Here is a 13,850-nt window from a genome sequence, read left to right as displayed (position 1 = left end):
GAGGATCACATGGCAGAGAACGGCCTTTTCCCCGTCAGTCTTGCCCGCCATGGCAAGCGATACTGGCGCCGCTTTACCTCCTACGAATTTGCGCGAACGGCAAGCACATGCCCCATCGTCAGCGCAGAGGCGGCGCAGGTGGCGGCGGCCTTTCCCTTGGCCTTTCGCGCAGGGCCGGCTGGCTTTGAGCCAGTTGCGTTGCTGTCAACTGCGATCGATGCGCCGTCGCCCTTTGTCGGCAAGGATGGCAGCTGGCGGGCGCACTATGTCCCGTCGGCGCTGCGCTGCGTCCCGTTTCAGGCCAGTACTCAAGCGCAATTGATGGTGGATGAAAACTCCGGGCTTGTGACCTCTGACCCTGCGGATATCGGGTTCTTTACAACCGACGGAAATCTGCACCCCGAGCTTTGCGAGGTTCGGAAATTCCTGCAGGCCCGGCAGGTCGCCGTTGCCAAGACCCGACGCCTGTGCGACCTGATCGCCAGGATGAAGCTGTTTGTCCCGTTGGTGCAGTATGATGGTGTTGCCTTGCAAGCTGGCCTATGGGGAGTTGAAGCCAAGCAGCTGGAGCGCCTGCCTGATCCCGATCTCCTGAGCTTGGCGGCCGGAGGTGGCCTCCGCCTGATCCATGCACATCAGATATCGCTGTCACATAGCGGCTGGTTGTCCCGGGCACAAACCGCCATATCCAGGCGCGGCTCCGCGCCAGAACGAGAGCTGGACGGCTTCGTGGCGGCACTCGCCCGGGATGCCTCGCAGACGTTGATGACTCCCGAGGTGATCCATGCGCCAGCCTAAGACCACGTACAGCTTCATCGGCCTGGCCTTCCTGCTGCTGCAGATCGCCGCCTGTGCCCCAGCCCCAGACCTTTCGCCGGTTGAGATGTCCTTTGCCAGTGGCACCACCGGATCGGGGGCCGTCGCGACCTCAAGCCGTCTGACTGCAAGCCAATTCGGACAGCGTGTGCGGGAAGCTGTGCAAAACAGCCCGACACTGAGGCAGAGCAAATCCAGGCTTGAGGTCGCGCAAGCCAACCGAGATGCGGCGCAAGGGGCATTTCTGCCGCAGGTATCTTTGGGTCTAAGTGCCCGTTCGGAACGGGCGTTTCGTGATGACGGCGATGTCTCACCCTATCTGCGGGTTTCGCAGCTTGTCTATGATGGTGGGGTCGCCGTAAATGACCTAACCGCCGCCCGCGCGCGCGTCCTTGAAAGCCGGGGTGATCAGTTGCAAGTCGCGGCCGCCACCGCTCTGGCGGCCATCGAGACCTATGTCATGGTTCTGAACCGGCGCGAGCTTGTGCAGATTGCCGACCGTAATGTTGCGGTGCATGAAGAGATCGAACAACAAATCACCGATCGGGTGTCGGGCGGTCTCGGCTCGAATGCTGATGTTTTGACAGCGCGGTCGCGAGCCGCTGATGCGCGGACCCGGTTGGCAGATGCGCGGACCCGGGTTGATCGGGCCGAAGCGCGATTTCGTGAGGTTTTTGGCACCCCGCCCGGCCCATTGCGTCCTGCGATTCCGGCCCCGGGGCTGGACCGCAGCGACGCGCAGATCGTGCTCGATAGTCCTCAGGTGCGGCGCGCCGGCGCTGCGGTGATGGCAGCCCGGGCCGAATGGGTTGCCGCCCAGGCCCGGAGGCAACCGGATGTGCGCCTTGCGGCTTTCGCGGATCACGATGATTTTGAGGACGCGGATTTTGGCGTCGATCTCTCGGTCAACTACCAGATCGACAGCACGGGTCAGCGCCGTGCCGCAATTGCCGCCGCGCAGGCACAAGTTGCACAGGCCGAGGCCGACCGCGAGGTTCTGATCCGGGAAATCGGGCGTGAGCTGGGTTTTATTCGCTCGGATCAGGAAGCGGGCGCACTTCGCCTGCGCGAAGCCCGTATCGCCCTAGACGCCAATGCCGACAGTGTTGCAGCAGCACGGGCACAGTTTACCATCGGACGCCGCAGCCTGATCGAAATTCTGGACGCGCAGCGTGACTATGTAAACGCTCAGGAGCGGCATATCCTTGCCGAGCAGAGCTTTTTTCTGACGAACTACGCGGCGCTGAGCCTGACGGGTGACATTCTCGATCTGCTTGGGGTCACTTTGACCGGTTGGGAGGCTGCGCAATGACCAGAACCTGCAAATCGCTGACGGACCTTGAGGCCTGCATCCTGAACGTGGCCGAAACATTGGAACGTCCCCTGACCCTATCGGCGCTGTACGCCGCGCAATCTGGTGAGATTGAAGGGCTGACGGTGCGGGATGCGATTGTCGCGGCGCGCCGGGCGGGCTTGCAGGTGGGCTTCGGTCGCCGAGAGCTTGCGGCGTTCAATACGATGCTGGCTCCGGCCGTCCTGTTGCTGGAAGGGGACCGGGCAGTTGTCTATCATGGTCGGTCGTCAAGCGGTGATCTGCTCATCTTCGATCCCGCTTTGGGCGATAGTATCGGAGAGATTTCGGGAGAAATCCTGCGATCGGCCTACACCGGCTATGCGCTTTTGTTTCGACGCGCCAGTCGGGATGACGCCTCGGCGCAGGATGATGACGCAGGTGGGCATTGGTTCTGGTCAGCGTTGGCTGCCAACCGGTGGTCTTATGCGCAGGTGGCACTTGCTGCAGCGCTGGCTAACATTTTGGGGCTTTCGACATCGGTTTTCATCATGGTCGTCTATGACCGGGTTCTGCCCAACGAAGCCATGGAATCGCTTGTCGCGCTTACCCTTGGCGTAGGACTGGCCCTGGGGTTCGATTTTGCGCTGAAACTGCTGCGCGCCGGGTTCATTGACCGCGCTGGTCAAAAGGCCGATATGTTCATGGGGCGGCGAATTTTCGATCAGGTGCTGAACATCCGCATGACGTCCCGAACGGGGTCGACCGGGGCCATGGCCAGCACCGTGCGCGAGTTCGAAACGTTGCGGGAATTCTTTACCTCAGCCACGCTGGTTGCCGTCGTAGACCTACCGTTTATCGCTGTTTTTGTCTTCACCATCTATCTGATTGGCGGCCCGCTTGCACTGATCCCCGCACTTGCCGTGCCCATCGTTCTGCTCAGCGGGCTGGCGATCCAACCAATATTGTCGCGCCTTGCAGAACAAAGTCTCGCTGACGGGCAATCCAAGCAATCGGTGCTGGTCGAGGCTGTGACGGGGCTGGAAACCATCAAGACCACTGCTGCCGCACGCCAGATGCGTCGCCGATGGGAAAGCGCGGTCGAACGGCAATCGGACCACGGCACCCGCAGCCGGGCCGTGACTCAGTTTGCGCTGAATCTGACGGGTTTCACTCAACAGGCGGCGCAGGTTCTGATCGTGTTTGCCGGGGTTTTCCTGATTGCCCAGGGTCAGACCAGTATGGGGGCCCTTGTGGCGTCGGTCATGCTGACCGGTCGCGCGCTGGCGCCATTGGGTCAGCTGGCGCAAACCCTGACGCGGCTCAATCAGGCCCGCAGCGCTTTTCGGAGCCTGAATGCCCTGATGGCCGCCGAAAGTGAACGGCCTTCCGGTCAGAGATGGATCAGCCGCGCGGAATATGCAGGACGGATCACGTTCAACAATGTTCATTTCGCTTATCCCGACCAGACAGACGATGCGCTGAAAGGTGTTTCGTTCGCCATAGCGCCGGGCGAAAAGGTTGCCATTCTGGGTCAAATCGGCTCGGGCAAAAGTACTATCGCCCGGTTGATGCTGGGGCTGTATCAACCCCGGGTGGGTTCGGTGATGCTCGATGGGCTCGATATTCGTCAAATTGATCCAGGCGATTTGCGGCGCAGTGTCGGCTCGGTGTTACAGGATGTTTGGCTCTTTTCGGGCTCGGTACGAGACAACATCGCCAGCGGCACCGTGCGCCCGCGCGACGAAGATCTGGTGCGTGCCGGTCAGATTGCCGGGGTCGAAGATTTTGTCGCCCGGCACCCGCGCGGATACGACCTGCAGATGGCTGAGCGCGGCGAGGGCCTTTCCGGCGGTCAACGACAAGCGATTGCTCTGGCGCGCGCAGTGGTCGGGCGACCTCCGGTTCTGCTGCTGGACGAGCCGACCAGTGCGATGGATGTCAAATCCGAAGCCGAGGTCATCGGACGGCTGAAAGAGGCAACGGAGGACACCACAATGCTGATCGTCACGCATCGCACCAGCCTGCTGCAGTTGGTCGACCGGGTTATCGTCATCGAAGACGGCAAGGTTGGTTTGGACGGACCTAAAAGCCTGTTGAACCGGCATATCCGTCCGGTTTCGGAGAATGTGAATGTCGCGGCATCCTGATCTGGAAAGCCTTGCCCGCGAGATGCGGGGCCGGGCGCCGCTGCGGGGTTCGGTCCTGCTGATGCTGATCCTTGCCTGTCTTGTGACCGCAGTGCTTTGGGCCTGTTTCACCGAGTTGGATGATGTCGTTCGTGTGGACGGTCGCATCGTACCCTCTGGCGACCTTCAGCTGCTCGAAGCTGCGGAACCGGGTATATTGCAAGCCCTGCATGTACACGAGGGGCAGGTGGTCGAACCCGGAGCCGTTTTGATGGAGCTGGACACCAACCAGATCGAAAGGGAACTGAGTCAGGAACAGCAGCGGGTTTATGCCCTGACCGCACGAGCGCAGCGGCTTCAGGCCGAAATTGACGGCACCGAGTTGATATTTGAGCACAACTTGCTGCGCGCAGCCCCTGAAGTCGTGCGGTCGGAGACAGCTTTGTACCGGGGCCGGCAAGTCGAGCTGACAGCGGAAATCGCGATCTTGAACCGGCAGCGCGAACAGCGGCAACGCGAATATGAAGAAGGATTGGTGGATCAGGTGACTGCGGTCGAAACGCTGAATGTCCTCGCCGAAGAACGCGCAATGCTGGCGCCCCTGGTCGAACAACGTATGGAGCCCGCGACAACATTGCTTTCCCTGCGCCGCAACGAGGCGGAATGGATGGGTCGTAAGGTTCGCGCGGAAGCGGTGATCAGCCGCCTGAAAACGGGGCTTGATGAGGTCGACGACAAGGTCCGCGCCACCCGCAGCCGGTTTCGCAGCGCAGCCCTTTCGGATCTGGCACAGGTCACGGCCGAGCTTGCCACCCTGCAGCCAGCCCTGCCCGCCCTGCGCGACCGCGCTGCGCGGGCGCAGATACGCGCGCCGGTTCGAGGGATCGTAAACCGAATTCATCGCACCACCATCGGGGGGCTGGCCCGCAGCGGCGAGGAACTGATCGAGATAGTGCCGCTGGATGATAACCTGCTGGTCGAGGCCTATGTGCGCCCCCAGGACGTTGCGTTTCTGCACGCAGGGCAAGGCGTGAAGATCAAGATTACAGCTTATGATTTTGCACGATACGGTGGTCTGGAGGGAGAAATCATCCGCATCGGGGCGGACACTGTCACCCGCTCGGAACGCAGTGAAGATGAGGTCTTTGTCGTCGAAATTCAAACCTCGGGCACAATGCTTGACGCGGGTGGCGTGGCGGTCGAGATCATTCCTGGAATGATCGCCGAGGTCGACATCCTGTCGGGCAGGAAATCAGTGATGGATTATCTGATTCAACCGGTGCTCAAGATCAGGGATCGCGCATTGCGGGAGTGATCCGTGAAGCGCCCTGCTGCATCGATCCAGCCTTCCCGCAGGTCTCATTGCCAAGTGACATCCCCAAGAAAGATGTAGCCGGCCCCGTAGATTGTTTTGATCAGGCGCGGTTTTTTGGGGTCTTCGCCCAGCTTGGTGCGCAGGCGCGAAATACGGACATCCATGGCGCGGTCAAAACTCTCACCAGCGCCGCCGCCCAGCATTTCCTGCATCCTTGCCCGGCTGATCAGACGTTTGGGACTTTCAAGAAACAGGCGCAGGACCTCGCCCTCGGCGTGGCTGAACGGCGTTTCTGCGCCATCGGCATTGATCAGAACATAGCGATCGAACCGGGCCGTCCAGCCGTTGAACACAGCAACGTCGGAATTCTGCACCGCCGGGCCCGAGGATCGCAGGCGGGCGCGGATACGGGCCACCACCTCGGCCGGATCAAATGGCTTGGTGATATAGTCATCGGCCCCAAGCTCCAACCCGGTCACCCGGTCCTGCACCTGCGCCCGGCCCGAGATGATGATGACTGCCGCCCCTTGCTCCAGCGCCAGCCGGTGCACCAGCGCCAGCCCGTCGGTGTCGGGCAGCGACAGGTCTACAAGGCAGACATCGGGAGTAACCCGCTTCAACGAGGCTTCGAATTCGCGCGCACGGGCAAAGCTCTGGGTGCGAAAGCCGGCCTCCTCCAGCGTATCGGTCAGGATGCGGCGGATTTCCGGTTCGTCGTCCAGAATAGTCACCAGCGGTTGAGTCATCATGCGGCCTCGGTGCGGATCAGCGCCGACAGTTGCGCACGGGTGAAGGGCTTGTGCAAGACCGGCGCAAGGGTCAGCGCGCGCCGGTGCAGTGGGTCGGAATAGGGCAGCGAGGTCATCAGGATGCAGGGCAGCTTGCCGCCGACACGTTCGATCAGGTCAAGGCCGGTCTCGGTCCCTTCCAGCCGGATGTCGGACAGGACCAGAGCGATATCCCCGACATCGGCGATCAGCGCCAGCGCCTCATTGGCCGACGTCGCCTCGATCACCGCAAAACCCAGGTCGATCAGCATGTCGCGGAAGGCATGGCGCAGATCGTCGCTGTCCTCGACCAGCAATGCAAGGCCGGTTTGCGCCGGGGGCGCGGGTCGGTAGGGCAGCCGCACGACCACCGTCGCGCCCGAGGGCGTGTTGCGCAGGTTCAGGTCTCCGCCCGCCAGCTTGACGGTGTCGTAGACCATCGGCAGGCCCAACCCCGATCCGTCGCTGCCCTTGGTGGTGAAAAACGGGTTCAGCGCCTTGTCCAGCGCTTCGGGCGAGAAACCCGGGCCGGTGTCCGAGACGGTGATCTCGGCCCAGATCCGCCCGATGGCATGGGCGCTGATGGTGATCTGCCCCGAGGTCCCGCAGGCATCACGGGCATTCAGAACCAGATTCAGCAGCGCATCCTGCACCATGCCGGGGTCCAGCATCAGCGCCTCGCCCGGCAGCGTGTTCACCACCGACAGCCCCATCCCGCGTGGCAGCGACGGCGAGGCCAGAATGCGCAGATCTTCAAGCAGCGCGGTCATATCGGTGGCCTGAGGCTGCGGGGTCCGATGACTGGTCATGTCGGCGATGCGATTCAGCAATTGCCCGCCGCGCCGCGCGGTAGATCGGGTGGCTGCGACCATCTGGTGGGCCTCGTCCGGCAGGTCCATGCGATCTAGCCGTGCCTGCATCCCCAGAATGATCGTTAGCAGGTTCGAGAAATCATGCGCGAGCCCGCTGGTCATCTGGGCCGCCATTTCCCGGCGGCGGGTCTGTTGCAGGGCGACACGGGCCTGCGTTTCCTCGGTGATGTCGACAGACATGATATAAACACCGCCGGTTCCATCCGGAGTGAACGACACGCGGATGCGGCGCTGATCCTGATCCTCGGTAAATTCGAAGACCGAGGTCTGGCCGCCGTAAGCCTGTTCCAGATGCGGTTTCACCCGCTCATAAGCCGCCGGCCCCAGCGCCTGCGAGATATGCAGCCCCAGAATATCCGAGGGTCGCCCGGGCATCACCGCGCTCAGGCGGCGGTTTGAATAGTCATAGCGTGCGTCAGCGTCCAGATGCGCGATATGGGCGGGCATCATCTCGGTGGTCATGCGGGTGCGGGCTTCGATCTCGGTCAGTTGCCGCTTAGCCTCTTCCAGAGCAGTGATCGTGGCAGCCAGCTTGCGGTTGGTTGCCGAAAGCTCCTCGGCGCGGGTCAGAAGCTGGCCCGAGAGCTCCTCGGACCGCGCGCGCAGCAGGTCCTCGGCCTGTTTGGTGCGGGTGATGTCGGTATAGACGGCCACCCAACCACCGGCGGGCAGCGGCGCACCTTCGACCGAGATGACCTGACCGTTGGGGCGGACGCGCTCGATATAATGCGGCTCGAACGCAAGGGCCTGTTCGACCCTTTGTTCGACCATCTGTTCGACATCCTGCGTATCGCCATATTCGCCGCGTCCCGCAAGAAAGCGGATCGTATCGCGGAAGGGGGCTCCGGGTTGCACTAGGTCATCGGGCAGGTCGAACATTTCCCGAAAGCGCCGGTTGCTGACCACCAGCCGCAAATCGCTGTCATAGATCGACAGGGCCTGACCGATCAGGTTCAGCCCCGCAGTTGTCATCGCCTTGATGCGCTGTTCGGTTGCGTCCAAATCCATCCCCTTTTGCGCCTATGGGTAACACCAGTTCCGGCGCAGGTGTAGAGAGTTTGGGCTATCCGTGCAGCGGCTGGTTTGTCGCGGCGCGATAGGCCTGAACATAACCGCGCGCAACCGAGCGGACGGCGGTCCCGATCTGGGTATAAGCCTCGTCCGGCAGGTTGGCGAAGGACACACGTGCAGACCAGCCCGGCGCGTCAAAGCCGCTGCCATTCAGCAGGACGATGCCGTAATCCTCGGCCAGTTTGAAGGCGATATCCAGCGGATGCACGTTCTGTTTGATCCAGGCGACCACATCCTCGCCCACATATTTGCGCAACCAGTATTCGAAATCGATGATGCCGTAATAAGCGTCATAATGCTCGCCCGCCTGAACTTCGATCCCCATGGCCTCGGTCAGCAGTTTGAAGCGGCGGTGGACCAGCTCCATGCAGGCGGTTTGGTAAGCCTTCTTGGTGTCGACCAGCTCGCACAGCGAAAACAGCGTCATCATCACCTGTTGCGGCAGCGACAGCCCAGCGGTGTGGTTCAGGGCCACGTCGCGGCTGTCGGCCACCAGCCGGTCGATGAAGCGGATATCGCGCGGCGTCAGGCTGAGCGTGCCATAGCGTTTGTCCAGCACCTGTTTGATGTCTTCGGGGTGCTCGGCCAGCTTGAGATCAAAGATGTTGTCCTGGGCCACCGCGATCACTCCCAGCCGCCAGCCAGTGCAGCCGAAATATTTGGAGTACGAATAGACCCCGATCGTGTTGCGCGGCAGATGGCCCATCACGGATGTGAAGTCATGCACGAAGGTGCCATAGACATCATCGGTCAGCACGATCAGGTCGGGCCGGTGGTTTTCCACCAGATCGGCAAGTTTGCGCAGCGACGCAGTGCTGAGTGCGACCGAGGACGGATTGCCCGGATTGACCAGAAAGAACGCTTTGACCTTGGGGTCTTTCAGCTTTTCGACCGCGGCGTCGGTCAGTTGGAACCCGTCTTCTTCATCGGTTTCGACATGCACGGATTCGAGGGCGTAATCCTCAAGTTCGGGCATCTCCAGATAGGGCGTGAAGATCGGCGTGCACAATGCGATGGTGTCGCCGGGATTCAGCAGGCGGTTCGCTTTCAGTGTCTTGAAGATATAGCACATGGCAGCCGTGCCGCCCTCGACCGCGAACAGGTCGAACTGCGCATCGGTCTGGTGGCCCCGGCACATGGCCCACATCAGGTATTCATGCGCGATGGCGGCATTGTGCTGCAAAATCCGGTCGGGCACCGGATAGTTGTCGCCGATGATCGAGTCCGTCAGTTCGTGCACGAAGGCGTCGGCATCAAAGTCGAAGGCCGAGATGGCGTGGGATACGACCTGCATCAGTGTATCGACGCCCGGCATCTCGGCGTTTGCCTCGGCCCAGTCATGCAAGCGCTGATGGCATCCTTTCAACGCAGGCATCCCGCCCAGACCGGCAGGGTGTTCCATCACCCGCTTGGATTCCGTCACGGCAAACAGACCAAGGGCAAAAAACGCCTCGCGCGGGCGGGTGGCGACCCAGTTGGGATTGCCGCGGCCTGCGTTCAGAAAGGCGCTGTTGGCTTTACGCGCCTCGGCCGAGGCCAGCTGGATCAGCTCATCCTTGATCTGAAACGGGCTGAGGGCTTCGTAATCGTGCAGCGTGACTCTATCCATGGGTCGAACCTTTCGAAATCAGCTTAGGATCAAAACAACGACCATCCCGAAGATGGTCAGCAGCGTGTTGCCGATGGCATAGGGCATCCCATAGCCAAGCGCCGGGATGCGGCTTTGGGCGGCTTCCTGAATCATGCCCAAAGCGGCGGTGGTCGTACGCGCCCCGGCGCAGGCTCCGAACAGGATGGCTGGGTGGAACTTGAACACGTAATGGCCCACGTAGACGGCAAAGATCATCGGCAGCGAGGTGGCAACGATCCCCCAGAGCAGCAGCGCAATCCCCGCCTGTTGCAGACCGGCGACAAATCCCGGTCCCGCCGTGATTCCGATCACGGCGATAAAGACGTTCAGGCCCAGCGTGTTCATTAACCAAAGCGCAGGTCCCGGAATGCGACCAAAGGTCGGATGCACCGTGCGCAGCCAGCCCAGCACCAGCCCGGCCAGCAGAGCGCCACCAGTCGTGGACAGGCTAATGGGGAAACCTCCGATCATGATGGCAAGCGTCCCGATAATGCCACCGATGAAGATGCCCCAGCCGACAAAGGCCAGATCGGTGGTGTCGACCGGGCGGTCGGCATAACCGACCTCAGCTATGACAGCCTCGACATGGCGTTTGCTGCCCTGCAGGGTCAGGATGTCGCCGCGATGTACCACCGTGCCGGGCAACAGCGGAAGGTCCAGCATGTTGCGTGTCAGTTTCGAGACATAGACCCCGCGCGCAATCGGCATTTTGCTGAGTTCTTCGAGGGTTTTGTTGTGAACCTCTTTACTGGTTATCAGGACATCCAGCTTTTCCGAGGGGATGCTGAGCAGATCGGGGGCATCGGCCTCTTTCAGGGTGGTTTCGAACAGCGTCACCAGATCGGCACGGCGGCCCGAGAACATGACGACATCGCCAGCTTCAAGCACGGTGTTGCCGCCCACCTCGATGATCTGATCGCCTCGGCGCAGTCGTTCAGCGTAAACCCGCACGCCCGGCATCAGATCCTTGACCGGTTGGCCCAGCAGATCGCTGCCCTCGGGGATTTCGAACGCCCGCGACTCGATAGCGCGATAGCCCGAGACGATGCCTTCGCCGGTTTCCATCGCCGTGCCGCCGCCCAGTTGCGCCTCATATTCCTTGCAGGCCGCGACCAGATCGACACCAATCAGACGGGGCCCGATCTTGGCGAGAATGATCGCTGACCCAATAGTCCCATAGATATAGGTGACGGCATAAGCGACGGGGATCTGGTTGGCGTAGGTCTTGGCCTGCTCGGCCGACAGCCCAAGCTGTCCGATCTGATCGGTGGCAACGCCAATCGCGGCTGATATCGTCTGCGATCCGGCATAAAGACCGGCGGCATAACCCAGCTCTAGCCCTGCCACCTTGGCGGCGACAATCGGGATCACCAGACACAGGGCCAGCACGCTGAGGGCAAAAAACACTTCGCGCGCGCCGTCGACCTTGAGGCCGCGGATGAACTGTGGCCCGACGCCATAGCCCACGGCAAAGATGAACAGGATGAAGAAGGTCGATTTGACTGCCGAGTCGATGTCGATCTGGGCCTGCCCGATCACCACCGCTGCCAACAGCGTGGCGGTAACCGTGCCCAGACTGAACCCCATCAGCTTCCACGGACCGACCAGAAATCCGATACCGATGGACAGGAACACTGCCAGTTCAGGATAGGTGCGCAGGATGTTTACAAACCAGTCGATCATGGCAGACCTCGCAATTTCGGGCACCAGAGGCCTAAAGCGACCGGGCCGTCCGGCGTTTCAATCAGAACAGGAAATCTCTGCAGTCACGATACCCGGTCAGGGCGCGTTGTCTATGATTATCTGAATGTTACGGGTTGCTGCGCCATCGATGTCCCCACCAGCGGCCTCGGGTTGGACGGTTTCCCATGGTGGGATCATGGGTGTAACGCCATCGTATGCCGGTATATTGGGCGGAACCTGCTGTAACACCAGCGCAATTGCTTGGTGCGAAAACCCGGCGTGGTTGAACAAACCCGTTGCAGCGGATGCCGGTTTGCCATCACATACCGCTATGACTCGGCCCACGATCACCTCTGACACTGACGCAACCAGCGTTTGCATACGGATTTCGGGTGATCTGCGCACGCAGCAGTTGGACAAGGTCGAGCGTGATTTCGCGACGATCCAACCCGGTGGTCATGACATCACCTTGGATATGTCGCAGATTCAGGCGCTGGATACAGGCGGTGCGTGGCTGGTCGCCAATCTGGTTCAGCGGTTGGACACCAACGGCGCGACGGTCCGGCTCGAGGGGCTGGAGCCTGCTCATTCCTCACTGATCGAGACGGTTTCGCACAACATCCCCGAGAAGGTCGGCGACCAGGCCCCGCCGCGCGGCTTCATGAACTGGGTCGCCCGATTGGGACAGCGCACAGCAGGGGCGTGGCAGGATACGCTGTCGATCCTCGGCTTCCTCGGGCTGACGCTGCACCGTCTCGCGCGCACGCTGATCATGCCTTGGCGGCTGCGGCGCGCCGCACTGGTGTCGCAGATGGAACAGGTCGGCTTCAAAGCGCTGCCCATTGTGATGCTGATGGGCTTTCTGATCGGCGTGGTTCTTGCCTTTCAGGGCGCGACCCAGCTGAAACAGTTCGGGGCCGAGATTTTCGTGGTCGAGTTGATCTCTATCTCGATCCTGCGCGAGTTGGGTATTCTGCTGACAGCGATCATCGTGGCGGGCCGGTCCGGCTCGGCCTTTACCGCCTCGATCGGGTCGATGAAGGTGCAGGAAGAGATTGATGCCATGCGCACGTTGGGCTTGGACCCGATTGAGGTGCTGGTGATCCCGCGCGTCGTGGCCCTGCTGATCATGCTGCCAATCCTTGGGTTTGTGGCAGATATGGCGGGCCTGATCGGCGGCGCACTGATGAGCTGGATCGATTTGGGTGTCAGCCCCGGCATGTTCCTGACGCGCCTGAAGGAAAACACCGGGGTCTGGCAACTGGCCATCGGCCTGATCAAGGCCCCGTTCTTTGCGCTGGTGATCGGCACGATTGCCTGCTGGCAGGCGATGCAGGTGAAGGGCTCGTCCGAAAGTGTAGGCCAACGCACCACGGCCTCGGTCGTGCAATCGATCTTCATGGTCATCGCCATCGACGCGCTGTTCTCGATCTTCTTCTCGGAACTCGGGGTCTGAGATGGACGGAACCGCCCTGCAGGACAAACCCCAAAACGACACACAGCGCAAAGCGGTCATCCGCGTGCGCAACCTGACCAACCAGTTCGGTGAACAGGTTGTGCATGACAACCTGAACCTCGATGTCTGGCGCGGCGAGGTTTTGGGTGTGGTGGGCGGTTCGGGCACGGGCAAATCGGTGCTGTTGCGCACCATTGTCGGCCTGAATAAACCCAAGGCGGGCAGTATCGAGGTTCTGGGCGTCGATGTCCTCAACGGCCCCGAGGCCGACCGCCAGCGGATTGAAAGAAGCTGGGGCGTGGCGTTTCAGGACGGCGCACTGTTTTCATCGCTGACCGTGCTGCAAAACGTTATGGCCCCGTTGCGTGAACACACGGGCATCAGCGAAAGCCTCATGGAGGCGTTGGGGGGCCTTAAGATCAGCCTTGTCGGTCTGCCGCAGCTAAGTTGCAGCAAGTTCCCCTCGGAACTGTCGGGCGGGATGCGCAAGCGTGCGGCACTGGCGCGCGCCCTCTCGCTGGACCCCGAGATCGTGTTTCTGGACGAACCCACCGCCGGGTTGGACCCAATCGGGGCCGCAGCCTATGATGATCTGATCGGAGAGCTGCAGCAGGCGTTGGGTCTGACCGTTTTCATGGTGACCCATGATCTGGACAGTCTTTATGCCATTTGCGACCGCATCGCGGTACTTGCGGAAAAACGCGTGCTGGTTGAAGGTCCGATTGAAGACATGACCAAGGTCGATCATCCTTGGGTTCAGGAATATTTCACAGGCCCCCGCGCGCGCGCCGCGCAAGAGAAGGGGCAGGACAGGTAGAGG

The 13,850-nt window shown here is 61.4% G+C and carries 10 protein-coding genes; 6 read left to right on the top strand and 4 right to left on the bottom strand.

What is annotated here, in order from left to right:
• Positions 1–9: 9 nt before the first annotated feature.
• The 4 genes from ACR0J1_RS14120 to ACR0J1_RS14105 are packed head-to-tail and all read left to right on the top strand — an operon-like array spanning position 10 to position 5,551.
• The gene (locus ACR0J1_RS14120; RefSeq protein ID WP_480733394.1) at positions 10–798 is read left to right on the top strand and encodes a SapC family protein; all 789 of its coding nucleotides are present in this window, start codon (positions 10–12) and stop codon (positions 796–798) included.
• A complete protein-coding gene (locus ACR0J1_RS14115; RefSeq protein ID WP_480733395.1) occupies positions 785–2,128 on the top strand; it encodes a TolC family protein in 1,344 nt (447 codons plus the stop codon). The genes ACR0J1_RS14120 and ACR0J1_RS14115 overlap by 14 nt, the downstream gene beginning before the upstream one ends.
• Positions 2,125–4,257, top strand: coding sequence for a type I secretion system permease/ATPase (locus ACR0J1_RS14110; protein WP_480733396.1), 2,133 nt, complete (start codon positions 2,125–2,127; stop codon positions 4,255–4,257). The genes ACR0J1_RS14115 and ACR0J1_RS14110 overlap by 4 nt, the downstream gene beginning before the upstream one ends.
• Positions 4,241–5,551: an HlyD family type I secretion periplasmic adaptor subunit gene (locus ACR0J1_RS14105; protein WP_480733397.1), complete on the top strand. Its 1,311-nt coding sequence runs from the start codon at positions 4,241–4,243 to the stop codon at positions 5,549–5,551. Before ACR0J1_RS14110 ends, ACR0J1_RS14105 begins: the two co-directional genes overlap by 17 nt.
• A 44-nt stretch (positions 5,552–5,595) precedes the next feature.
• On the opposite strand, the gene ACR0J1_RS14100 is transcribed toward ACR0J1_RS14105, so the two are convergent.
• From ACR0J1_RS14100 to aspT, 4 genes are read right to left on the bottom strand one after another with little or no spacing between them, the layout of a single operon-like run.
• Entirely contained in the window at positions 5,596–6,297 is a 702-nt protein-coding gene (locus tag ACR0J1_RS14100) for a response regulator transcription factor (protein WP_480733527.1), read from the bottom strand.
• Positions 6,297–8,198, bottom strand: coding sequence for a PAS-domain containing protein (locus ACR0J1_RS14095; protein WP_480733398.1), 1,902 nt, complete (start codon positions 8,196–8,198; stop codon positions 6,297–6,299). Before ACR0J1_RS14095 ends, ACR0J1_RS14100 begins: the two co-directional genes overlap by 1 nt.
• Before the next feature lie 55 nt (positions 8,199–8,253).
• Positions 8,254–9,870, bottom strand: a complete 1,617-nt coding sequence (locus tag ACR0J1_RS14090; RefSeq protein WP_480733399.1) for a bifunctional aspartate transaminase/aspartate 4-decarboxylase — start codon at positions 9,868–9,870, stop codon at positions 8,254–8,256.
• Positions 9,871–9,888: 18 nt separating this feature from the next.
• The gene (gene aspT, locus ACR0J1_RS14085; RefSeq protein ID WP_480733400.1) at positions 9,889–11,574 is read right to left on the bottom strand and encodes an aspartate-alanine antiporter; all 1,686 of its coding nucleotides are present in this window, start codon (positions 11,572–11,574) and stop codon (positions 9,889–9,891) included.
• 331 nt (positions 11,575–11,905) lie between these two features.
• On the opposite strand from aspT, the gene ACR0J1_RS14080 reads away from it, so the two are divergent.
• Together ACR0J1_RS14080 and ACR0J1_RS14075 are read left to right on the top strand one after the other, a co-directional pair.
• On the top strand, positions 11,906–13,030 hold the full coding sequence (locus ACR0J1_RS14080) for an MlaE family lipid ABC transporter permease subunit (RefSeq protein ID WP_480733528.1): 1,125 nt from the start codon (positions 11,906–11,908) through the stop codon (positions 13,028–13,030).
• A 1-nt stretch (position 13,031) separates the two neighbouring features.
• The gene (locus tag ACR0J1_RS14075; protein ID WP_480733401.1) at positions 13,032–13,847 is read left to right on the top strand and encodes an ABC transporter ATP-binding protein; all 816 of its coding nucleotides are present in this window, start codon (positions 13,032–13,034) and stop codon (positions 13,845–13,847) included.
• The last annotated feature ends 3 nt before the right edge of the window (positions 13,848–13,850 follow it).

The organism is Ruegeria sp. CJ3, assembly GCF_056536725.1.
Note: the sequence above shows the minus strand (reverse complement) of the source record. Positions and strands in the feature narration are given on the sequence as shown.

Excerpts from the sequence above, each read along its gene's own strand:
- ACR0J1_RS14080 (WP_480733528.1), top strand. The coding sequence starts at position 11,906 with ATGACTCGGCCCACGATCACCTCTGACACTGACGCAACCAGCGTTTGC.
- ACR0J1_RS14090 (WP_480733399.1), bottom strand. The coding sequence starts at position 9,870 with ATGGATAGAGTCACGCTGCACGATTACGAAGCCCTCAGCCCGTTTCAG.
- ACR0J1_RS14105 (WP_480733397.1), top strand. The coding sequence starts at position 4,241 with ATGTCGCGGCATCCTGATCTGGAAAGCCTTGCCCGCGAGATGCGGGGC.
- ACR0J1_RS14115 (WP_480733395.1), top strand. The coding sequence starts at position 785 with ATGCGCCAGCCTAAGACCACGTACAGCTTCATCGGCCTGGCCTTCCTG.
- ACR0J1_RS14110 (WP_480733396.1), top strand. The coding sequence starts at position 2,125 with ATGACCAGAACCTGCAAATCGCTGACGGACCTTGAGGCCTGCATCCTG.
- ACR0J1_RS14075 (WP_480733401.1), top strand. The coding sequence starts at position 13,032 with ATGGACGGAACCGCCCTGCAGGACAAACCCCAAAACGACACACAGCGC.
- aspT (WP_480733400.1), bottom strand. The coding sequence starts at position 11,574 with ATGATCGACTGGTTTGTAAACATCCTGCGCACCTATCCTGAACTGGCA.
- ACR0J1_RS14100 (WP_480733527.1), bottom strand. The coding sequence starts at position 6,297 with ATGACTCAACCGCTGGTGACTATTCTGGACGACGAACCGGAAATCCGC.
- ACR0J1_RS14120 (WP_480733394.1), top strand. The coding sequence starts at position 10 with ATGGCAGAGAACGGCCTTTTCCCCGTCAGTCTTGCCCGCCATGGCAAG.
- ACR0J1_RS14095 (WP_480733398.1), bottom strand. The coding sequence starts at position 8,198 with ATGGATTTGGACGCAACCGAACAGCGCATCAAGGCGATGACAACTGCG.